19 protein-coding genes are annotated in these 20,889 nt (G+C 45.6%); 10 read left to right on the forward strand and 9 right to left on the reverse strand.

The features are described from left to right. Positions 1-293: 293 nt before the first annotated feature. Positions 294-779 (forward strand): RNA polymerase sigma factor, encoded by a 486-nt coding sequence (locus ABHV44_RS15610; protein WP_459075651.1) that lies wholly within the window; start codon positions 294-296, stop codon positions 777-779. Next, positions 776-2,074, forward strand: a complete 1,299-nt coding sequence (locus ABHV44_RS15615; RefSeq protein WP_459075652.1) for a hypothetical protein — start codon at positions 776-778, stop codon at positions 2,072-2,074. The genes ABHV44_RS15610 and ABHV44_RS15615 overlap by 4 nt, the downstream gene beginning before the upstream one ends. Positions 2,075-2,078: 4 nt before the next feature. Here the strand turns inward: ABHV44_RS15615 and pth are convergent, their stop codons facing one another. From pth to ABHV44_RS15630, 3 genes are read right to left on the reverse strand one after another with little or no spacing between them, the layout of a single operon-like run. After that, on the reverse strand, positions 2,079-2,642 hold the full coding sequence (gene pth, locus ABHV44_RS15620; RefSeq protein WP_459075653.1) for an aminoacyl-tRNA hydrolase: 564 nt from the start codon (positions 2,640-2,642) through the stop codon (positions 2,079-2,081). A gap of 12 nt (positions 2,643-2,654) precedes the next feature. Then, positions 2,655-3,347, reverse strand: a complete 693-nt coding sequence (locus ABHV44_RS15625; protein WP_459075654.1) for a 50S ribosomal protein L25 — start codon at positions 3,345-3,347, stop codon at positions 2,655-2,657. Between the two features lie 15 nt (positions 3,348-3,362). Continuing rightward, entirely contained in the window at positions 3,363-4,304 is a 942-nt protein-coding gene (locus tag ABHV44_RS15630; RefSeq protein WP_459075655.1) for a ribose-phosphate pyrophosphokinase, read from the reverse strand. 717 nt (positions 4,305-5,021) lie between these two features. Between ABHV44_RS15630 and ABHV44_RS15635 the strand changes: the two genes are divergently transcribed. The 3 genes from ABHV44_RS15635 (at position 5,022) to ABHV44_RS15645 (ending at position 8,100) form a co-directional block, all read left to right on the forward strand. Next, positions 5,022-6,569, forward strand: coding sequence for a sensor histidine kinase (locus ABHV44_RS15635; RefSeq protein WP_459075656.1), 1,548 nt, complete (start codon positions 5,022-5,024; stop codon positions 6,567-6,569). Continuing rightward, positions 6,559-7,254 (forward strand): response regulator transcription factor, encoded by a 696-nt coding sequence (locus ABHV44_RS15640; RefSeq protein ID WP_459075657.1) that lies wholly within the window; start codon positions 6,559-6,561, stop codon positions 7,252-7,254. The genes ABHV44_RS15635 and ABHV44_RS15640 overlap by 11 nt, the downstream gene beginning before the upstream one ends. A gap of 105 nt (positions 7,255-7,359) precedes the next feature. Continuing rightward, positions 7,360-8,100 (forward strand): energy transducer TonB, encoded by a 741-nt coding sequence (locus ABHV44_RS15645; protein ID WP_459075658.1) that lies wholly within the window; start codon positions 7,360-7,362, stop codon positions 8,098-8,100. Between the two features lie 4 nt (positions 8,101-8,104). Here the strand turns inward: ABHV44_RS15645 and ABHV44_RS15650 are convergent, their stop codons facing one another. After that, the gene (locus ABHV44_RS15650; RefSeq protein ID WP_459075659.1) at positions 8,105-8,890 is read right to left on the reverse strand and encodes an SDR family oxidoreductase; all 786 of its coding nucleotides are present in this window, start codon (positions 8,888-8,890) and stop codon (positions 8,105-8,107) included. Positions 8,891-8,967: 77 nt separating this feature from the next. On the opposite strand from ABHV44_RS15650, the gene ABHV44_RS15655 reads away from it, so the two are divergent. From ABHV44_RS15655 to mce, 3 genes are read left to right on the forward strand one after another with little or no spacing between them, the layout of a single operon-like run. Beyond that, positions 8,968-9,516 carry a hypothetical protein gene (locus ABHV44_RS15655; RefSeq protein ID WP_459075660.1) on the forward strand — a complete coding sequence of 183 codons (549 nt, stop codon included), beginning with the start codon at positions 8,968-8,970 and terminating at the stop codon, positions 9,514-9,516. Further along, entirely contained in the window at positions 9,513-10,307 is a 795-nt protein-coding gene (locus tag ABHV44_RS15660; protein ID WP_459075661.1) for a hypothetical protein, read from the forward strand. Before ABHV44_RS15655 ends, ABHV44_RS15660 begins: the two co-directional genes overlap by 4 nt. A 36-nt stretch (positions 10,308-10,343) precedes the next feature. Beyond that, a complete protein-coding gene (mce, locus tag ABHV44_RS15665; protein ID WP_459075662.1) occupies positions 10,344-10,742 on the forward strand; it encodes a methylmalonyl-CoA epimerase in 399 nt (132 codons plus the stop codon). Here the strand turns inward: mce and ABHV44_RS15670 are convergent. The 5 genes from ABHV44_RS15670 to ABHV44_RS15690 all read right to left on the reverse strand — a co-directional run bounded on the left by ABHV44_RS15670 (position 10,739) and on the right by ABHV44_RS15690 (position 17,129). Beyond that, positions 10,739-11,593, reverse strand: coding sequence for a hypothetical protein (locus ABHV44_RS15670; protein WP_459075663.1), 855 nt, complete (start codon positions 11,591-11,593; stop codon positions 10,739-10,741). The two genes, mce and ABHV44_RS15670, sit on opposite strands and share 4 nt — an antisense overlap. 53 nt (positions 11,594-11,646) lie before the next feature. After that, positions 11,647-12,990 (reverse strand): FAD-dependent oxidoreductase, encoded by a 1,344-nt coding sequence (locus ABHV44_RS15675; RefSeq protein ID WP_459075664.1) that lies wholly within the window; start codon positions 12,988-12,990, stop codon positions 11,647-11,649. Between the two features lie 8 nt (positions 12,991-12,998). After that, positions 12,999-14,138, reverse strand: coding sequence for a cystathionine gamma-synthase (locus ABHV44_RS15680; RefSeq protein ID WP_459075665.1), 1,140 nt, complete (start codon positions 14,136-14,138; stop codon positions 12,999-13,001). Between the two features lie 73 nt (positions 14,139-14,211). Continuing rightward, positions 14,212-15,435 carry a lysylphosphatidylglycerol synthase transmembrane domain-containing protein gene (locus tag ABHV44_RS15685; protein ID WP_459075666.1) on the reverse strand — a complete coding sequence of 408 codons (1,224 nt, stop codon included), beginning with the start codon at positions 15,433-15,435 and terminating at the stop codon, positions 14,212-14,214. A 692-nt stretch (positions 15,436-16,127) separates the two neighbouring features. Next, positions 16,128-17,129: a radical SAM/SPASM domain-containing protein gene (locus tag ABHV44_RS15690; RefSeq protein WP_459075667.1), complete on the reverse strand. Its 1,002-nt coding sequence runs from the start codon at positions 17,127-17,129 to the stop codon at positions 16,128-16,130. Positions 17,130-17,233: 104 nt separating this feature from the next. On the opposite strand from ABHV44_RS15690, the gene ABHV44_RS15695 reads away from it, so the two are divergent. After that, on the forward strand, positions 17,234-19,681 hold the full coding sequence (locus ABHV44_RS15695) for a DUF5686 and carboxypeptidase-like regulatory domain-containing protein (RefSeq protein WP_459075668.1): 2,448 nt from the start codon (positions 17,234-17,236) through the stop codon (positions 19,679-19,681). Positions 19,682-20,170: 489 nt separating this feature from the next. Further along, positions 20,171-20,749 (forward strand): DUF3109 family protein, encoded by a 579-nt coding sequence (locus ABHV44_RS15700; protein ID WP_459075669.1) that lies wholly within the window; start codon positions 20,171-20,173, stop codon positions 20,747-20,749. Positions 20,750-20,889: the final 140 nt, after the last annotated feature.

Here is a 20,889-nt window from a genome sequence, read left to right on the forward strand (position 1 = left end):
ATGCACTCTTAATGTGGCTATTATTCATATTACAGCGTAGCCTTTCAGAGGGAATTAAGCGGAAATGGAAGAATGATATCTTCTTAGGATTATCTCTGACTTTACCAATACTCTTGTGCATGGTTGGTATGTTGATTGTACCTGAATATATTTCATCAAAGTTAGTTCCCTTTTCCTTATTGTTATTTTCCTTCTTGGCTTTTCATTACAATAGATACGGAAAAATATTATGATCCCTCCTGTAACAAATCAAAACTCACAGGCGTCATACTCTCAAAAGCCAAAATTTCAAGATGAACGTCTCCGAATACAACCAGTGTGTTGATGATTTTTCCGATGGGCTCTATCGCTTCATTTTGAAGCATACGAGAGATTCGGAGAAGGCACGCGATGTGGTGCAGGAGTCGTTCGCCAAGCTGTGGCAAAAGGTGGATGAGGTTGATTTTGCAAAGTCGAAATCTTACCTTTTTTCAACCGGGTACCACACAATGATCGATCAGATTCGAAAAGAGAAAAGAAGAGACACTTACGAATCGGATCACCGCGGATTGACACACGCTGAAAACAGTTATTCTGACCTGAACGAGATCCTGCACGAGGCGCTCGACAAGTTGTCGGATATTCAAAAGTCAGTGGTGTTGTTAAGAGACTACGAAGGGTATTCGTATCAGGAAATTGGCGAAATCACCAACTTGAACGAATCACAAGTGAAAGTGTACATCTACAGAGCCAGAGTGGCGCTGAAAGAATATTTGGTGAGTATAGATTACGTAATATGAAAATCAACAGAAACAACTACGAAATATTTTTCCTCGACTACCTCGAAGGTAAGCTGAACGCTACAGAGGTTGCCGAGCTGTTGTTGTTTGTTGATAACCATCCCGACCTGCAGCAGGAGCTCGAAATGATGAGAGGGGAAGTCCCCGTGATTCCAGGTTCAGATGAGGTTGGCTTCGGTGGAAAGCTTTCTCTTAAGAAATCCGAAGCAGGTGAAATGAGCCGCATCGATGAGCTCTTTGCCAAAAAGCTCGAGGGTGATCTCACCGATGAGGAAGCTGCTGAGCTCACACTTGAATTGGAAAATAACCCAACACTTTTTAAAGAATGGGAATTGTTCTCGCTTTCTAAGCTGAGGGTAGAAGACGAATTGAGCTTTTCCGACAAAGCCAGCCTCCGTCAGCACGAGCCGAGTGAGCTCGATCTTAGGATGGCCGCAGCCGTTGAAGGAAGCCTTTCGGAAAAGGAGCATTCAGAGCTTCAGTCGGTCCTTCAAAAGGAGAACCGCGAGCGAGAACTGGCGTTGATGACAGTTTCGAAGCTGACACCAGATACTTCAGTTCGCTTTTTCAATAAGAATTCTCTCAAGAAGAAAGTGCCTGTTGTCGGAATGTTTTGGCGATCTGCCGCAGCAGTAGCCGCAGTTGCGCTTTTTGCATTCTTGCTTTCGCCTGTGCTTTTCAAGAGCGATGTCGAAACCGGATCTTTTGCCGATCGCAATGGTGTTTCACCAATTGAGAGAGATGCAAGCTCAGAAATGGTTAATGAATCTCAAGAGGACAAAAACACTTTTGAAAGCAAAACACTTGAGAACGTTCATGATGACGTTAAGCCTCAACAGGACCATATTCATTACGCCAACATTTCGGAGAATGAGGAAGAAGACAAATCTCGAGGGGAGTCAAAGGCGAATGAAAAAGTCAATCGGATCAAACTTCAAAAGATGAACCGTCAGAAGTTGAATTTGTCTGATGCAGCAATTGCCGTTGCTGATATTGCCAGACCAGCTGAATCACCTCAGAAAGTTGAGTCCAAAGGTGCCGACTCAAGCCCTAAAGCAGATCAATTTATGACCCTGGCTTCTCTCGCTACACAAAAGGCAGAACAGGTTTCGGGCGTGAATTTCAATTCAGATAATCTGAAAGGTGAGCTTGTGCAGAAAGCTGTAAACCTGATTAACAATCAGTCCAACGAAGTTGTGAAAATTGATGTAGCCGAAGAGCAGGAGGGAGATGGCTCCAGAGGTTGGATGTTTAAGATTGGAAAAGTAGAGGTGAGTCGCAAAAAGGCGATGTAAACTTTTACTTGTTGTTGAACTCGGACATCGTTCGTTGAAGTCCGATAGTCGCAAAGCCCAAAATCATTTCCTCAGCTAATTTGATTTTTTCCTGAATGATCTTTTCCTGATCAGTGTCCCACTGCCCGAGAACGTAGTCAATTTGATGTCCTTTTGGAAACTCATTTCCAACTCCAAATCTCAGTCTTGCCCATTTGTTGGTTCCAAGCGTTTCCTGAATGTGTTTGAGTCCGTTGTGGCCTCCGTCAGAGCCTTTTCCTCTGAGTCGGAGCTTTCCGGTTGGCAGAGCAATGTCATCGGTGATCACCAATAACCTGTCGAGAGGTATTTTTTCCTTTTGCATCCAGTAGCTGACAGCCTTTCCGCTCAGGTTCATGAATGTGGTCGGCTTGATCAAAACCAGTGTTCGCCCCTTGTGTTTAACCGTGCACACATCCGCGTGACGGTCGGGGCTAAAAGAAGTATTGGACGCCCCGGCAAGAGCGTCCAATACATCAAATCCTATATTGTGGCGGGTGTTGTCGTATTTCGCACCGACATTTCCCAACCCTGCAATCAGGTATTTCATTGAGTGAAAAGCTTATTCTTTAGAATCTCCGCCTTCTTCACCTCCTTCAGATGATCCTTCACCACCTTCAGCAGATGCTTCGGCGCCTTCTTCGCCTTCACCCTCTTCTCCTTCTTCGCCTTCTTCTTCATCCTCTTCCATTGCGAGTTCATCATCAACAGAAAGACGAGTACGTTTAACGGCTACTACTACAGACTCTGGAGAGTGAAGTGCTCTCGCTTTGTCGAGGTCGATGTCTTCCACACGGTAGTAGTCACCAATTCTCATTTTGGTAACATCTACTTCGATCAAGTCTGGAAGATCTTTAGGCAATCCGCGAACAGTAAGTTTACGGAAGTTCATCAACTGGCGACCACCATTTTTCACACCGATAGAAGTTCCTTTGGTGCGAACTGGAAGTTTTACAGTCACTTCTTTGTCGTCAAACAGTTCGAGCATGTCCACGTGAAGTGGCTTGTCTGTCACTGGGTGATATTGGATATCCTGAATTACGCAACCGTAATCCGTGCCGTCAATTCCGAGAGCAATTTGGTGCGTGTCCGGATTGTAGATCAGTTTTTCCAGGTCGGTTTCCGCAACGTGGAAGCTCAACTGTTCTTTACCTCCGTAAAGCACTCCAGGCACACGCCCTTCGCGTCTCAGTTTTCTAGCATCTTTTTTCCCTACGCCCTCTCGCTGAGAGCCGCTCAATGATACTTTTTTCATTTGTTTATGATTGATTTATGATATTACAAAGTGTGAACTGATGCTCTCGTTGGTTCTCAGGCTGGTAAGCACTCTGGCAAACAAATCCGAGACACTGAGCACAGTAATTTTGTCTTTAGGTTTTCCTTCTTTTAGAGGAATGCTGTTGGTTACAATCAGGTCGGTTAGCTCCGAGTCCTGAATTCTTTCGTAAGCCGGGCCGCTCAAAACAGGGTGAGTACAAATAGCTCTCACCGAGTTGGCACCGTGTTCTTTCATCATTGCCGCGGCTTTGGTCAAAGTTCCGGCCGTGTCGACAATGTCGTCTACCAGCACCACATCTCTACCTTCCACATCACCGATCACGGTCATGTTTGCCACTTCGTTGGCAACCTTTCTTTGCTTGTAGCAAATCGCCAGATCTACGCTGAGGTATTTCGCGTATGCGTTTGCCCTTTTTGTTCCTCCGGTGTCTGGAGTAGCCATCACCAAATTCGGCAAATCGAGCGACTCGAGGTATGGAAGGAAAATGGTCGAAGCAAACAAGTGATCAACTGGCACTTCAAAGAAGCCCTGAATTTGATCCGCGTGAAGATCCATCGTCACGATCCTGTCTACTCCTGCTGCGGTGAGCAAATTGGCAACTAGTTTAGCCCCAATCGCCACACGTGGCCTGTCTTTTCTGTCCTGACGGGCATAGCCGAAATAAGGAAGTACAGCAATAATTCTTTTGGCAGAAGCTCTTTTAGCTGCATCTACCATCAGAAGCAATTCCATTATGTTATCAGATGGAGGAAAAGTTGACTGTACGATGATCACATCTTTCCCGCGAACGGTTTCCTCAATCGAAACCTGAATCTCACCATCACTGAATTGCTGCAAGTTGACTTGGCCTAGCTCTGTGCCATAGGCTTTTGCGATTTGCTCTGCCAGGTAATTCGAGGCAGATCCGGCAAGAATTTTTACAGCATTTTCCATCTTCAGGAGATACTTGATTTTTAAAGGAGCGCAAAGGTAGCGTTTACCCTAAAGTTTTCAAAGCAATAGAGACGACAAATGTAAGAATGAAGTGCTTGCCAAATAATCTGGATATTACACCATCTGCAAAAGAATTGCTACAAGCTACAAAATGCCCGACTGCAGAGGATTGTGGAATGACTTAATCCCTTATCTTTGAACTTATTGCTGTATCCTATTTCGCTTTTAAGCTAAAATTTGCATTAGCAATGGGCCATCATGGCTCAAATATCAACCACTGATTATGTGGTTCAAAGGTTATCTAAATAGTAAGTAAGAGTCAAAACAATGGTTTTGGCTCTTTTTTTTGTCCTCACTTCAATTGAACATCAATGTCTTTAAATAGAAAAAGGCACTCCACTGAGCGCCTTCTTCCCGTTGTTTCGAAATAGGTAATCCAACATAAAACCGTAATTGTCTTAGATGAAAGACCTCATAAACCTAAAATCATGAGATAATCTACGTTTAGATCGACCTCACTAACTAACTCAAAACAAATGTATGACAGTCTTTCTTTGTAGGTGTTAAATGGGGGTTAACGCATGTTAAAAATAGTTAAGCAATTGCCCGTGTGACAAGGCAAAGCGATACATTTGGTCATCGCGAAAAACACCTGTTGCCCGACCTTAAAAGAACGGGGTCATAAAATCTAATTCAGGACGTTCATATCACCACGAGATGAATCAGAAGTATATCCGAATTCTTATAGTACTTATCACGTTAGCCTTCATTGGGCTAATCGCTATTCAGGTGTACTGGATCAATAATTCCATTTTGCTTCGCGAAAATGAGTTTCGCTACAAAGTGAATGTGGCTTTGGAAAAGGTTGAGCAGCGCCTGGAGCGTAATTTTTACTACGAGAATGGCGCAAGTAAGAAGCAGCGACTTCGGATGATGCTGAGAAACAGCGCACCGGGCAAGAGTTTGCGCTACGAGTTTGAAGGCGAATTGCCTGCCGACAGCCGTGAGTATGAAATTACACTGGACTCGGATGAGGTGTTGGATTCTCTCCAAAGCACTGCCAACGGAAAAGAAGATCTGAAGCGAGTGCAGGATTCGCTACTTTACGAACAGTGGGGCGAATACGGACTCAGGCAAAGTGATATTTTAGAGCAAAGCGGACTTCTTGAGGACGTTTTAAGTGGAGACGCTTCGCTGGATATTTTGCCCAGCATCGAAGATCGAATAGATTACAATCATGTCGATTCGTTGCTTCGGGAGGAGCTTAGAGATAAAGGGGTCTCAGCAAAATTCAAATTTGGAGTTTTTGACGCTGACAACACTCCGGAGATGGTGCCAGAGTCTGCCCATAATTTTGCACCCCAACTGGCGGAGAGCCCCTTTAGAGTGCAGCTTTTCCCCTGGGAATTTGAAACAACTCCGTATTTTCTTAAAGTCCACTTTCCGCATCAAAAGAGGTATTTGCTACAGACCATGTGGTTGATGCTTGCAATTTCTGCTCTGCTCATTTTGGCCATCATGTTTGCTTTTTCATACACGATCACAACCATTTTCAGGCAGAAGAAGATCAGTGAAATCAAGAACGATTTTATCAACAACATGACCCACGAGCTGAAAACTCCAATTAGCACTATTTCGCTAGCCTGCGAGGCACTAAGCGATCCGGTGATGCGGAGCAGTGAGAAGCGCATGAAGAATTTCATCCGCATGATTAGCGATGAAAACAAAAGGTTGGGAGTTTTAGTGGAAAACGTGCTCAGATCTGCAATCCTCGACCGAGGAGAAATGGATTTAAATGTCGAGCGGATTAACTTGCACGAACTGGCTCAAAACGTGATTAAAAACATTGCCATCCAGGTAAACAAAAAAGGCGGTTCGATAAAATCAGACCTGGCTGCGGTGAATCCGGTAATTATGGGAGATCGCATTCACCTGACCAACGTGATCTACAACATGCTCGACAATGCCATAAAATACTCTCCTGAAAGTCCGGTTGTGCAAGTGACCACTGCCGACTATCAAAAGGGAGTTTTAATTAGTTTTACTGATAGGGGTATCGGTATTAGCAAAGAAAACCAAAAGAAAATATTTGATAAATTGTACCGGGTGCCCACCGGAGATATTCACGATGTGAAGGGCTTTGGCCTTGGCCTGAGCTACGTGAAAGTGATCGTTGAAAAGCATCACGGAGAAATTTGGGTAGAAAGCGAATTGAATAAAGGCAGTACGTTTAACATCTATTTACCGGCAAATCATGAAGAATAGCACTAGCATCTTATTAGTTGAAGACGATCCGAATCTCGGAACGCTTCTATCAGAATATTTAACAGCAAAGGAGTTTGAAACATCCCTGGCGACCGATGGAAACGAAGGATTGAAAGAATTTAAGAAAGGGAGTTACGACTTCGTGATTCTCGATGTGATGATGCCCAAGAAAGACGGTTTCACTCTGGCTAAAGAAATCCGTGAGATCAATCGTCATGTCCCGATTCTGTTTCTCACTGCAAAGTCGATGAAGGAGGATACTCTAAAAGGCTTCAGCTCTGGTGCAGACGACTACATGACCAAGCCTTTTAGCATGGAGGAATTGCTGGTGAGGGTGAATGCAATTTTGAGAAGATCTGCTGCCTTGCCCGAAAAGGGTGACGAACCCCACGAGTTTAAAGTAGGCGATTACGATTTTGATTACAACAAGCAACGCCTTACACTAAATGGAGAAGAGTGGAAATTGACAACGAAAGAAAACGAACTGCTCTACTTGTTGGTAAAGCACAAGAACGACATCATGGAGAGGAGTTATGCGCTCAACTCTATTTGGGGGGACGACAACTATTTCAACGGAAGAAGTATGGATGTTTATATCGCCAAGTTGCGCAAGCATCTCAAAAACGATGAAAAGGTGGAAATCCTAAACGTTCATGGTAAAGGATTCAAACTATTGGATTCTTAAAGTGATATAGACACGTAATTTTTCGCTTTTTCTTGTGGCTCTTTCATGAGGGTTTAGGCAATGTGGGTAAGATTTCTGCATTGTTAAATAAAAATCCCAAGAGCTATGAAAAAAGTAAAATCCAACAAATCCAATTTAGAGAGAAAGCGGTTTACGCTTTTTCAACTCGGTCTGATCAGCGCCCTGGCACTTAGCCTGGCCGCTTTTGAATGGACGAATTACAATAGAAGCGAATTAACTGCTCATCATTGGGATGAGTTCGAAACAATAGAACTGGAAGAACAACCTCCAGTTTTTATCCCCGAGAAGCCCAAGGTTCAGCAACCGAAAGCGAATCCTTCCGCGACCAACATCAATCTCGTAGAAGAGATTATTAAAGACTCAAAACTCGAGAAAGATGAAAAGCCGCTTGAATTAGACCTCCTTGATGTCCCAATAGGTGATGGCGAAGGCGATTGTTTAGATTGTGAAGAGGAAAGCTTCACAATTACCAAATCCACCACCATGACAGCGGCTGAAGTCTACAACAAGCCGCACTACAAATCTTGCCAGGGGAGTGCCAACTTGCTTGAATGCACTGAAGGTAAAATCCTGAAATTTATTGGGCGCAACGCCATCTACCCATCTTCGGCACCTCGCGAAGGAGGCACCGTTTATGTGTCCTTTATAGTAAGTGAAACAGGTGATGTGGAGGACGTTAAAGTTATTGAGTCTGATTCTGAAAAGCTAAACAATGCAGCACTCAGAGTTATTCAGTCGCTTCCAAAGCTCGAGCCTGGAACTACTAAAGACGGCAAGCCGGTTCGGGTCGTGTTCAGAATTCCGATTCGATTTTCTCAGCGATAGAAAACTATAGGCAGCCTGTTCGTCCACCATCAACTGGAATGTTGATTCCGTTGATGTAGCTGGCAGCTGGCGAAGCCAAAAACGAAATGGCATTGGCCACTTCTTCGGGTTGAGCAACGCGTTTCATCGGAGAGGCTGATGCCATTTGTTTTCTTACCTCTTCTTCAGATTTCCCGGTCTTTTTCATCTTGTTGGCCACAATGCCGTCCAATCTCGAAGTGGCGGTAGCTCCTGGGAGCACGTTGTTGACAGTAATATTGAATTGCCCGAGTTCGTTAGCCAGGGTCTTAGACCAATTGGCAACTGCTCCGCGAACAGTATTTGAAACACCGAGGTTTGGCAAAGGCTGTTTTACGGAAGTTGAAATCACATTTACAATTCTACCATAGCCAGATTTTTTCATGCCTTCCACTAGTTCTGTGGCGAGAATTTGATTGCAGATCAGGTGCTGACTGAATGCTGTGAGATACTCCTGAACATCTGCTTCTATGGCTAGCCCGGCCGGAGGTCCACCGGTGTTGTTTACCAAAATGTTGGCTGTATTCTCTTTTGCCCAGTCATTAATTTTTTGACGCAAAACGTCTGGCTCGTTGAAGTCTGCAGCCAGATAACCGTGGCTTCTGGCACTGATTGACTTTAGCTCTTCAACCTTCTGCTTGAGCTTCTCTTCACTTCTGGCAACCAGTAAGATAGTTGCTCCCATTTCGGCCAGCTCGCAAGCTGTAGCCCATCCAATTCCCTGGGTGCTTCCGCACACCACTGCTGTTTTTCCTTCTAGATTCAAGTCCATGCTGCAAATATAGAATTTCGATCGGCCAAACCATTTGACCTCATTATCGTATTTAAGTCTGTGAAAAACGCCAGGTTATGAAATGGATACTAACGATATCAGCAGCAATTTGCATTGTTCTTACAGGATGTTCCAGTGATGCCAGAGAAGAATTTGGAGACAACATGCAAGGCCCGCTAACAAAACAACACTTTGAGTTTGCCGATTTCGGTCTTCCCTTAAAGATGAAGCTTCCAGAGGAAATGATCGGGGATCAGGCGCCCGAAATTCAATACAACAGTAGCTTTGGCCAGGTTGAGGTGATTCTGGGAGAACGCATGCATTTTTCTCTATCGCAAGACGATTTGACTATTCGACAGATGAAGTCTGACTTGAATTCCGACCAACTCTTTTCATACAAGTTTCTCGAGTGTGGTGAAGACCAACTGTTTTACCAGGCTGTGCTCCCTACTGGAGAAGCCTACTATTTTCACTTTGCGGCTTCATTGCTTTTGGGTGGTGAACGCTACCTTTTGAGAACAGATCCTATCGGTGAGTACACAAAAAGCGATATCGAATTGCTCATGGAAGCAGTCAACACTATTGAGTTAATCAGGCAAAAACCTGTTGAAGGAGAAGAAGTATGATAAAACGGTTACTGATTTTTCTTTTTGTTTGCTCTGCTGCAGCACCACAAGCTCAGACGGAATCTACAGTCTTTCGCGGGATCTATCAGGGTGAAGTTCTTTATGTAAAAAACCCTGTTGCTTCAAGTGGAGTTGGCTTTAGCGTCTTTGAGGTAAGAGTGAATGGCGAAATCACCACGGACGAAGTGAACTCAAGTGCATTTGCAATCGATTTCAAAGCATTTGGTCTGGAAGTCGGAGAGCCTGTTGTTGTTGAGTTAAGATGCAAACCAGAGTGCACTGCTGAAGTGATTAATGAGGAGGCTATTCTCCCACGGGCCCAAACTAAACTGTTGAATGTCAGGCTGGGATCGGAAGGAAAGCTTACCTGGGAAACAGAAAACGAGACCGGAAACATCCCATTCATCATCGAGCAGTTTCGATGGAACAAATGGGTGGTGGTAGGAAAAGTGCCAGGATCCGGCAATGGTCGCAAAAACAAATACTCTTTTACCGTTCCCATGCATTTTGGAGAAAACAAAGTTAGACTCAAGCAAAGGGATCACCGCGGAACACACTTCTTCGATGTTGTCAGTGTCAACAGCCAGCAGTCAAGTCCGGTAGAAATTAAGCGCAAAAGAGTCGTTGACGTAATCGAATTCTCAGGCAAGACCTTCTTCGAAATTTACAGTGAGTACGGTGAGTTGATCACGTACGGTTTTGATGATGAGGTCTTTGTGAAAGACGTGCCTCGCGGAAAGTACTACGTCAACTTTGGTTGCCAGCTGGCCGAAACGGTTGCCAAGCGGTAATTGCTACATTTCTTTTCTTGTCCCTATTTTTGCGGTATGAAAAAAATCGAACACCTCGGTATTGCAGTAAAAGACCTCGAAGCATCCAATCAAATTTTTGAAGACCTTTTGGGCGAAGCGCCCTACAAATCTGAAGAGGTCGAAAGCGAATCTGTTATCACTTCGTTTTTCCACTCTGGAGAGAGTAAAATCGAATTGCTCCAGGCCACTTCCGAAGACAGCGCCATTGCCAAGTTTATTGAAAAAAGAGGCGAAGGATTGCACCACATTGCCTTTGCTGTAGACGACATTCAGGCAGAGATCGATCGATTGATGGCGAAGGGATACAGAATGATTCACGAAAAGCCAAAGCCCGGAGCAGATGGCAAAATCATTGCGTTTCTGCATCCAAAATCATCCAACGGAGTTTTGGTTGAACTTTGTCAGGACGCCTAGCGACTGTAGCGTTTTCTCATCTTCTTATCGAAGAGCTGGTCTCCGCGTTTTCCGTCAGGAGCTCCCACACAATCTCTCGGTGGGATTTTGCTCATCCACATAAAGCGAATGCTGAAAATCCATGGACGAAATCTGGAGTTGAAATACGGCAGCGTTGAAGCTCCACTTTCAAAAGGCAGAACATTCATGATCGGAGTTTCGATAGAAGGAATGATCAAGAGATTGTCTTCAACCTTAAAACCGAAGCCAAACTTGTAATGCAGTTGCACCTGAAAGGCGTCTGCCGTTCGCATTGGCATTCCCTGAGCATTTCCCTCAACGGTATTGTTTTGCAGAATTCTGTAGTCGGCATTTACACCGAGGCTGTTCACGATAAACTTGTAGTCACCGATTTGCCAGATGTCGTTGAAATTGGCGTAAACAGAAAGAAAGCTCTCGCTAAACGTACTCTCCTGCTCAAAGTTGTAGAGCATTGAGTTGGTCTCGGCATTCATCGCCTGACCGGTAAACTCTTCTTTTCCTCGCAGCATTTTAAAAGCCAGGCCGTAGTCGATGTAATCGAGAAAAGCCATGTTTTCGAAAACATGCTGGCGACCTCCTTCCAGGTAAAGCCCGATGCGTCCTGTTTTGGAAAGTTCTCCACTGAAAGACGTATCGGGGTTGGCGGTGTTGTTGTAATTTTTTGAAAATGGAAATGACGGAGAATATGTGATTCCGCCTGAAACGTGCCAGCCACTGTTCTTGTGGGTGTTGCCATTAACAAGATAAAGCGGGCGAAACTGCCTGCCCGATTGAGCAAGAACAACTCCCACAATGAGGATGAAAAGTACCGAAGTGATGAACTGTTTCATGCCATTTGAAACGTAAAATCAGCGGTTTAGTTTTCTGGACCTTCCAGTATCAATTAATCGATACGCTCGAGAATTGCTTTTTCGACTTCCTCACTGTCCCAAACTTCCTCAATATCCGGGCGGTCCATGACTTCTTTCATGATCTCGTCCTGGCGGTCTCCGGCACGGAGGGCTTCATCGTAAGGGATGTGGCTGAAAGTAACCTGGCTGTAAAGTGGAAGCCACTTGTCAGGGTGCTTTTCAGAGAATCTGCGTTCGATCTTCTTTTGGAGCAAAAACTGCTCATCGGCTGTTTTGTCGCGCATCTCGATGAAGTTGCGGAAAGCCAGCTCTGCGATCGCATTTGTTTCTGGAACTCTTTTTTCTGAAAATCTCTTGAACGTGTCTTCCCAATCGCCATCGTGTCTTTCAAAAATGTTGTTGAACACCGTGCAGTCTTCAAATCCACTGTTCATTCCCTGTCCGTAAAAAGGTACAATGGCGTGAGAAGCATCTCCCATGAGCAACACCTTGTCTTCGTGATACCACGGATTGCAACGGATGGTCACCAGCGATGAAGTCGGGTTTTCGAAGTAGTCTTCAACCAGCGTAGGCATGTGTTCCATTGCATCGGGGAACGTTTCGGCAAAGAACTTCTTTACATCGGCTTCGGTCTTAATCGACTCGAAAGAAGTTTCGCCTTCAAAAGGGAAAAACAACGTGCAGGTAAAACTTCCGTCCAGGTTAGGCAAGGCAATGAGCATAAACTCACCGCGCGGCCAAATGTGCAGCGCCTCGGTTTCGATACGATGCTTACCGTCTTCCGTGGGTGGGATGGTCAACTCCTTGTAGCCGTGCGTCAGATAAAATTGCGAGAAGTTGAACCGATCGGTTTTTTGCATTCGCTGCCTAATGGCCGAGAAAGCTCCGTCAGTTCCGAAAATTCGGTCGAAAGAGTGTTGCTCTTCCTTTCCCGTTTCTTCATTCTCAAAAGTCAGTGTGTTTGACTTCAGATCGAGGTCGAGACACTTCATATTGAAAGACGTGTTCACATTATCGAACTCATCTGCCAGTTCAAGTAGCTTTTGGTTGAGTCCTCCACGAGAAACGGAGTAGATCGCCTGGCCTTCTTTTCCGTAAGGTTGAAAGGTAAGATTGCCGCTGAGGTCGTGCATCATTCGCCCCTTCATCGGGATGGCGAGTTTGCGAATATCCTTGTCGATACCCACGCCTTCGAGTGCTTTCCAGCCCCGGTCGGAAAGTGCCAGGTTGATTGATCTACCGGCAGAAAGTTCTGCCTTACGCATGTCGGGCCTGCGCTCTATCAGTTCTACCTGAAAACCTTTTTTAGCCAGGTACACGGCCTGGAGGCTTCCCACCAGGCCGGCACCTATAACGGCAATCTTTTCTTCTTTCATGGTTCTTTTTATTGAAGTGCCTGATCGAGATCAGCAATAAGGTCATCTACATCTTCAACACCAACACTGAGACGGATGAGTGAATCGCTCACACCACTTTTCACTCGCTCCTCTTGAGGAATGGCAGCGTGTGTCATGGTTGCAGGATGACTCACCAATGATTCTACTCCACCGAGAGATTCAGCCAGTGTGAAGACCTTGAATTTCGTCACCAAATCCATGGCGGCTTTCAGGCTATCGTCTTTGAGAGTAATCGAAATCATTCCACCAAAGTCTTTCATTTGCTTTTTGGCAACATCGTGGTTCGGATGATCCACAAATCCTGGCCAGTAAACTTTGTCCACTTTTGGATGATTTTTCAAGTGTTGAGCGCAGGCTGCTGCATTTTCGCAGTGAGCTTTCATGCGTAGGTGAAGTGTTTTTACACCGCGAAGCACGAGGAAGCAATCCATTGGTCCGGCAACAGCACCAGAGCTGTTTACAATGCGCATCATTTCGCTTTGAATTTCATCGCTGTTTGTAATTACTGCTCCCATTACAACATCGCTGTGACCACCGAGGTATTTTGTCACTGAGTGCATCACCAGATCAGCGCCCAGGTCGAGTGGTTGCTGGAGGTAAGGAGTAGCAAAAGTATTGTCAACACCAAGGAGTACATTGTGCTTTTTGGCAATTTTCGCCATTGCTTCAATGTCGATGATTTTCATCATCGGGTTGGTTGGCGTTTCCGTCCAAATCATTTTTGTCTTTTCATTCACCAACTTTTCAACCTTGCTCGGGTCGTTCATTTCAGTGAAGTGAAATTTAATTCCAAACGGCTCAAAGATGGTTTTGAAAATTCGGTACGTTCCACCGTAGAGGTCGTTACCGCTGATGATTTCGTCACCGGGGCGGAACATTTTCATAACTGCGTCAATCGCTCCAAGTCCGCTGCCAAACACAGCTCCGTGTTTTCCGTTTTCCAGCGCAGCCAAACTTTCTTGCAAAGCTGTTCTCGTTGGGTTACCCGTTCTGGAATACTCGTATCCTTTGTGGTTTCCAACACTTTCTTGAACGTAGGTTGACGTTTGATAAATGGGCGTCATGATGGCGCCAGTTCCTTCTTCCGGCTCAACACCGGCATGGATTGCTTTTGTACCGAATTTCATATTTCAGTGGTTGATTTTTGAGTTCTAAAAACGAGCAGCGCAAGTTAACAAAATGGCTTGCACTGCCAATGAATTAAAGTTTCAGGCGGCCTTTCCTCCGCCACGATCTGATTCTGCCTTGCCTGCCTGTTCGCTTGAGCCAGCGTGGCAAAATCACAGCTCCCACAAACAAGTAGGGGAAGTAAGTAAGCAATCGCCAAATGATGGCAATCACCGGGATGAGCGCCACGGGAATCATGTCTTTGAAAAAGCTGTCGAGCGCTATTTCGGCAACACCGCTACTTCCCGGTGTTGGACTGATGAGCATGATCACCCACATCACGAGCTGGCGACCATAAACCAGCAAGTGATCGATCGAATAGACAAACGAGAGCATGATGAAGTTCAAAGTGAAAAACCGTGCCGTCCAGCTCAGCAGCGTGGCAGCGAATGGCTTCACCCAGAATTTCAGTGGCTTTCCTTTAAACTCGACCGATGAAACAATGATCTCGTCACCGAGCTTAACCACGTTTCGAAGCCATCTTTTCAGCAAGCGCATGGTGAAAATGCGCATCAGGATTCTCTTAAACTGGTGAGGGAATTTAAAGATTGAAAGTGTGATCAGCAGTGTGAGAAACATGATGAATCCATAGCCGATGAAAAAGAGTGTTTGGACAGAATTGGTTCCGAGGAAATCGGAGCCGGCCCAAACCTCTGGAAAGAGGGCGTCAGTGCCGACAATGAGAAAGACGAGGGGCACCATGATGATGTAGAAGAGTTCGTCCATCATGGAAGTGATGAAAACCGTGGCCGTGCTTTTTCCGAGGTTTATGCCTTCTCTGTTGAGAATAAAAATGGCGATGCCTGAGCCACCCACAACAGAGGGAGTAAGGGCAGATGAAAACTCCCAGAGCATGATCGAATCGAAGCCTGCCCGCCAGCCAATTTTTCCTTCTGTGAGCAGCCGCAGCCGAAAAATGTAGCCCAGGTCGCGGAGCGCCACCATGAGCAAAGCTACTGCCAGCCAGACGGTCGACATCCAGGTCCACTGAAATTTCATCAGCAGATCTTTCGCTGTTTGCTTGAGGTACTTTCCGTCTTCAGATTTTTGAAAGTCTTCAGGGTCGTTGGAGTCCACAACGCCATTTTGATTAGCGTCTACCCATTCATATTGGCCGAGGCCATCTTCGGCAATGACAAACTTCGTCTCGTTGAGGTTGGAAACCAGCAAATAGGTTGCTGCTGCCAACCCCAGCAAAACCGGAACGATGATTCGCTTCCAGTTAAGTTTCTTGGAGATTTCCGATTCTTCTGTCATGAGGGCAGCGAAGATAAAAGTTTAAAAGATTAATGAATGGCAACTCATGTTTCTTTCGGGGTATTACGAATGGTTGCAATTACGATTGACGAATTAGGAATTACGAATAGCGCGCAGCTACGGTGATTTGACATTAAGAAATTAAGGTTTTTCATGAAGCGTGCATTAAGTGAGGTCTCAATGTTCCTTCAATTCTTAATGAGCCTTCATGTTTCAATCCTCGGTTTTGTAAAGCCAAAGCGAGCAGCTACGGTAAATAAACAAAGTAGGCACAATAGGTAAACCTAAGGCACATAGAACTCTAAAATCCTATGTGCCTTGGGAAGATGGAGGTTGGAGCTCAGCTTATAATCAGTTGAGAGTATTGGTGAGGAGATGAAATATTTCTCTACTGTGTCTATTGTGGTTCTATTCCGCGCTGAGTAGCAGAACACCCTGCTACGGTATGTTCCTCGCAAAAGGCGCGTAAGTCGCAAAGCGTGCAGCTACGTTTTTCTCACAGAGTAAGGGAGGTTTCACAGAGCTCACAGAGTAATTTCAGAATGAATCGACAGTCCCAGAGGGACGACATTATGGTTCTCCCTTTAGATTCTTAGGGTTTGATTGTTGCCATTTTCGGTTGAACAGGATTAGGCGGCAGCTCGAGCGACTTGGAATTTGATTTTTGGAATTTGGTGCTTTTGACCTCCCGCTTACGCCCAAACCTTAGTCCCCTCAGTGCAGTTTTGGCAGATGTCGACTTCACCTCTCGATTTCATGATTTTCCGCCTGAACTGATTGTAGCCATCGCCATTCCACACCTCGGTGAAACCTTTTTGAGCAACAGTTCCCAGTCCGTGCTCCGCATCTTTGTCGAAACAGCAAGGAACCACCTTTCCATCCCAGGTCACTACACACGAATGCCACATCCGCCAGCAGTGGTTGTCAAGCGTGTTTTTAATTCCGTAGGTTCCGTCTGATAGTTTTTTGTAGCGGCTGTATTTTTCATTTTCGGGAATGAGCGGATTGCCATTTTTGTAGCTGTAAACCTGAGCTGTTTTAAATTTCACCTGATCCACACCCATTTCCTCGCCCAGCTGTTTGACTTCTTCAATCTGGTGTTCGTTAGGCTTCACTACCAAAAACTGAAACACCACTTCGGGCGTTTTTGACTTCAGTTTCTTTTTCCATTCGATCACATTTTTGGTCCCCTCGAGCACCTTTTCGAGCGATCCCTTTTTGCGGTACTGCTCGTAAACTTCCTGCGTGGTGCCGTCAATGGAAACTATTAGCCGGTCGAGTCCCGATTCTACCGTCTTCTGGGCCAGCTTGTCGTGCAGAAAATGCGCGTTGGTAGAGGTGGTGGTGAAAATATTTCTATCGCTTGCGGTTTTTACCAGTTCCAAAAATTTCGGGTTTATAAATGGCTCGCCCTGAAAGTAGAACGTCAGGTTGGTGAGGTATGGAGCAGTTTCGTCAAGAATTTTTTGAAACACTTCCCACTGCAGATTTCCTGTGGGGCGACTAAATTTTTTCAACCCCGAAGGACACTCCGGGCAGCCGAGGTTGCAAGCCGTAGTAGGCTCCAGAGCAAGGCTTACAGGCATTCCCCAAATCTTTGGTTTCCCGGTGATGCGAGAGAGGTAGTAGGAGCTCAGGATTTTCAAACCATTCGCCACTTTTCTGGCGGTCAGCCTTCGTGCAAATCCTCTCATTTCGCGCCACTTTGAACCCATGAAACAAAAGTATGAAAGATAGCTCCGCGAGCGTTGTAACTTTTGGCATCTTTGAGACGTCACTTTCAAAACGCCTTTGCTAAATGCCCTTTAGACTATCGTTGATCTTTTTCCTCCTGATGAGCCACATTGCCATTTTTGCCCAGCATGAGCTGAATGGAAAAGTAGTGGACTCAAACTCAGGCGAGCCTCTGGCGTTTGTGAGCGTAGTGGCCAACGAGCAGCAGGTGGGTACTTACACCGATATCGATGGAGCTTTCAAACTCAAATCAACCCGGCCGATTACGAAGGTGAGATTTTCTTTTGTGGGTTATCGCACTGAAGAGGTTGAGGTGGATCAATCGCAAAAATTTATTGAAATTGAGCTGGAGCAACAGGTAGTTCAACTGCAGGCAGCAGAGGTGTTGCCTGGCGAAAATCCCGCCCATCGGATTATCAAAAAGGCAATTGAAAACAAGGAAAAGAACAATCCCGAAAAGGGAGAGTCTTTTGCTTACGACAGCTACAACAAGTTCTACATCACGCTCGACATCGATTCAGCGATTTTGGCTAATCCGGACACGATTGAAACGCTCGACACTTCTACCCAAAACGCCATAAAGTTTTCTGAAAAACAGCATCTCTTCATGACCGAAAGTGTCACTGAACGAAAGTTTATACCGCCTGACAAAAGCTCTGAAACAATTCTCGCCAACAGGATCAGCGGACTTCAAACACCGCAGTTTGGTTTTTTCTCCACGGCTCTTCAGTCGTTTTCTTTTTATGAAAATTACGTGAATCTGCTGGGTGAGAACTACCTTGGGCCTCTGGCCAACAACTCCATCAAAAACTACCTCTTCATCATTGAGGACACCACCTATCAGCAAACCGATTCTGTTTTTGTGATTTCTTTCAGACCTTTCAAAAACAAGACCTTTAAAGGAATGAAAGGTCTACTCTACATTAACACCAATGGCTACGCTCTGCAAAACGTGATTGCCGAACCTGCCGAAGAATCGTCTTCGGGAACTAACCTCAAAATCAAGCAGCAGTACGAATTTGTGGATGACAAGAAATGGTTTCCCGTACAACTCAATGCTTTTCTGGAGTTGAATTTCATGCAGTTTACAGAAGAGGACGGTAGCAGCTACAGCGGGCTGGGAGTAAGCCGGACTTATTTGCGAAACATACGGATTGGTGAAGAATTCGACAAGCGGGGATTCGATCATGTGGTAGTGAAAATGGACAAGAAGTCGGCCGACCGGTCAGAGGAGTTTTGGAATGAGTATCGAAAAGATACGCTCTCGATGCAGGAAATGGAAACCTACCGTGTTATCGACAGCATCGGAAAGGCAGAAAATATTGACCTCAAGCTGAAAGCTATTTCGGCACTGGCGAGTGGAAAGATTCCTGTGAAGTTTATTGACATCGACCTGAACAAACTTTTGGCATTCAATGACTACGAGGGGATTCGGCTAGGGCTTGGCGCACAAACCAACTGGAAACTCTCGGAGTATTTTTCTTTTGGCGGCTACGGAGCTTACGGGTTTAAAGACAGGGAATGGAAGTACGGTGGTAACACAAGGATTGAACTCTCCAAAATGCACGATGCGTTTTTGCGCTTCTCCTATAAAAAGGACATCGAAGAAAGCGGCAGGGTGAATTACCTGCGAGAAAAATCGCTGCTCGATCAGTCCGATTTCTACCTTTTCTACGCCAACCGATTCGACAGGGTAGAGGAGCTGAAAGTGGAAACCGAAGCTAGGGCTTTTGGCTATCTCAGGTTCAATTTGTTTGGTAGCCATCAGTGGCGCGATGTGCTCTGGGACTACAGCTGGGCCGTGCCGGCAAATGATTTTGTAACGCTTCGCAAGGACAATTTTAGAGTTACCGAAGTGGGAGTCAATTTGAGGTTTGCCTTCAAGGAAAAATTCATGCAGACGATGAACCGCAGGATTTCGATGGGGACAAAGTATCCCGTCCTTCACGTTCGCTTTGCCCAGGGAATTGATGGCTTTGCAGAGGGAGAGCTCGAATACTCGCGACTCAACGCCATGGTGGAAAAGACTTTTAAAACGGGAACCTTGGGCAGATTGAGTTTTCAGCTCGAAGGAGGTAAAACCTGGGGCGAAGTGCCGCTGAGCTATTTGCACAACGCCAAGGGAAGTTTTAGGCAAGGCGAGTTTGGATTTTCTACGCCAATGGCTTTTCAGACGATGTTACCCAACGAGTTTCAGGCCCGTGAGTATTTCAACTTTCACTTGAGGTACCAGTTTTCCACTCCGCTCTACCAGTTGGAAAAATCAGCACCAAAAGTGTCAGTTACGCATAGCCTTGGAATGGGGAGTCTGGAACCGACCCAAAGGCATCTGGAGTATCAGCCGAAAGATTATGAAAAAGGCTTCTTCGAGTCGGGTCTGGAGCTGAACAGTATCTACATTTCAGGACTGTCCGGATTTGGAATTGGCGCCTACTACCGCCACGGAGCTCATGCCTACCCGGAATTCAAAAACAATCTGGCTATTAAGGTTACTTCTACGATTAATTTTTGATTGTCCTCCCCCGGCCTGTGGCCACCCCCTCCAGAGGGGGACAGTTATCGAGCGACCTTTAACTCATTGGCAAAAATGTCATAGCACCGAAAACTTTGTCCTTTACTCGGTTGGAGTTGGGCAACGCTATATCCCCCTTTGGAGGGGGTGCCGAGGAACGAGGCGGGGGAGGACTCTATCATTCTTATTCGGTTTTCAAAACATGTCACTTCGATACAATTCGTGCAGTAGCCCGAATCACTCAGTGACCAGAATCGTTGTTATGAAGAGTTTTGAAGGCACTTGAGTGATCCCGAACTCGTAGAGTCGGGATTGTATCGAAAGGCCGGAAATCAAAACGAAACCGCTCCGTGGTCTCTGTGTTTGACCTCTGCGTTCTCCGTCAACCTTCGCACGCTTCGGTTGAAGCATGAGAACCTTCAATGCCATTGACAAAATTCGACTTCTTCCATCTGCCATTCCAAGCACTGAAAATTCTACTTTTGCAGCATGATTCAAATCGACAACACGCTGATCTCGGAAGAGGTTTTTGAGAAGAAGTTTTTGTGCGACATCACAGCCTGCAAAGGCGCGTGCTGTGTGGAAGGCGATAGTGGAGCACCACTGGAAGAGGATGAGTTGCAAAAGCTCGAGGACGTTTACGAAGACGTGAAACCATTCATGCGAGAAGAGGGAATAAAAGCCATCGAGAAAGAAGGGTTTTTCACGGTTGATCAGGATGGCGACTACGTGACTCCGCTGGTTGAAGGCAAGGAATGTGCGTATGTCAATTTCGACAAAAATGGAATTGCCCTCTGCGCTTTGGAACAAGCCTACCGGAATAAAAAGACCAACTGGGCAAAGCCACTTTCGTGTCATTTGTATCCCATTCGAGTTACTAAGCTGAAAGACTTCGATGCGTTGAACTACCACCACTGGCCGATTTGCGATCCCGCTCGTGAGTGTGGAGCAAAGATTGACTTGCGGGTTTTCAAATTCGCCAAAGACGCACTGGTTAGAAAATACGGTGAAGATTACTATGCCAAGGTGGAAGCGGCATTTGAATTGTGGAAAGCGAAGGAAGAGTAGAAGGAGTAGTGAATTTTTCACGGATCCAAATGGCCGTGAATGGACACGGCTACTCAAACCGCAGTTTTAACACATAGTCACAGTAGAATTCTGCATTTCTAATCACATATATTCCTTGATTGAGTTCTCTCTCAGATCTC

This window comes from Halocola ammonii (genome assembly GCF_049334165.1).
In the GTDB taxonomy this organism is placed as follows: domain Bacteria; phylum Bacteroidota; class Bacteroidia; order Flavobacteriales_D; family Sanyastnellaceae; genus JBEGHD01.

What these genes read in the sequence shown, in the direction of transcription:
- ABHV44_RS15700 (WP_459075669.1), top strand. Translation starts at nt 20,171, where the DNA reads ATGATTCAAATCGACAACACGCTGATCTCGGAAGAGGTTTTTGAGAAG.
- ABHV44_RS15615 (WP_459075652.1), top strand. Translation starts at nt 776, where the DNA reads ATGAAAATCAACAGAAACAACTACGAAATATTTTTCCTCGACTACCTC.
- pth (WP_459075653.1), bottom strand. Translation starts at nt 2,642, where the DNA reads ATGAAATACCTGATTGCAGGGTTGGGAAATGTCGGTGCGAAATACGAC.
- ABHV44_RS15625 (WP_459075654.1), bottom strand. Translation starts at nt 3,347, where the DNA reads ATGAAAAAAGTATCATTGAGCGGCTCTCAGCGAGAGGGCGTAGGGAAA.
- ABHV44_RS15670 (WP_459075663.1), bottom strand. Translation starts at nt 11,593, where the DNA reads ATGAAACAGTTCATCACTTCGGTACTTTTCATCCTCATTGTGGGAGTT.
- ABHV44_RS15660 (WP_459075661.1), top strand. Translation starts at nt 9,513, where the DNA reads ATGATAAAACGGTTACTGATTTTTCTTTTTGTTTGCTCTGCTGCAGCA.
- ABHV44_RS15690 (WP_459075667.1), bottom strand. Translation starts at nt 17,129, where the DNA reads ATGAGAGGATTTGCACGAAGGCTGACCGCCAGAAAAGTGGCGAATGGT.
- ABHV44_RS15610 (WP_459075651.1), top strand. Translation starts at nt 294, where the DNA reads ATGAACGTCTCCGAATACAACCAGTGTGTTGATGATTTTTCCGATGGG.
- ABHV44_RS15655 (WP_459075660.1), top strand. Translation starts at nt 8,968, where the DNA reads ATGAAATGGATACTAACGATATCAGCAGCAATTTGCATTGTTCTTACA.
- ABHV44_RS15680 (WP_459075665.1), bottom strand. Translation starts at nt 14,138, where the DNA reads ATGAAATTCGGTACAAAAGCAATCCATGCCGGTGTTGAGCCGGAAGAA.
- ABHV44_RS15640 (WP_459075657.1), top strand. Translation starts at nt 6,559, where the DNA reads ATGAAGAATAGCACTAGCATCTTATTAGTTGAAGACGATCCGAATCTC.
- ABHV44_RS15685 (WP_459075666.1), bottom strand. Translation starts at nt 15,435, where the DNA reads ATGACAGAAGAATCGGAAATCTCCAAGAAACTTAACTGGAAGCGAATC.
- ABHV44_RS15650 (WP_459075659.1), bottom strand. Translation starts at nt 8,890, where the DNA reads ATGGACTTGAATCTAGAAGGAAAAACAGCAGTGGTGTGCGGAAGCACC.
- ABHV44_RS15635 (WP_459075656.1), top strand. Translation starts at nt 5,022, where the DNA reads ATGAATCAGAAGTATATCCGAATTCTTATAGTACTTATCACGTTAGCC.
- ABHV44_RS15675 (WP_459075664.1), bottom strand. Translation starts at nt 12,990, where the DNA reads ATGAAAGAAGAAAAGATTGCCGTTATAGGTGCCGGCCTGGTGGGAAGC.
- mce (WP_459075662.1), top strand. Translation starts at nt 10,344, where the DNA reads ATGAAAAAAATCGAACACCTCGGTATTGCAGTAAAAGACCTCGAAGCA.
- ABHV44_RS15630 (WP_459075655.1), bottom strand. Translation starts at nt 4,304, where the DNA reads ATGGAAAATGCTGTAAAAATTCTTGCCGGATCTGCCTCGAATTACCTG.
- ABHV44_RS15695 (WP_459075668.1), top strand. Translation starts at nt 17,234, where the DNA reads ATGCCCTTTAGACTATCGTTGATCTTTTTCCTCCTGATGAGCCACATT.
- ABHV44_RS15645 (WP_459075658.1), top strand. Translation starts at nt 7,360, where the DNA reads ATGAAAAAAGTAAAATCCAACAAATCCAATTTAGAGAGAAAGCGGTTT.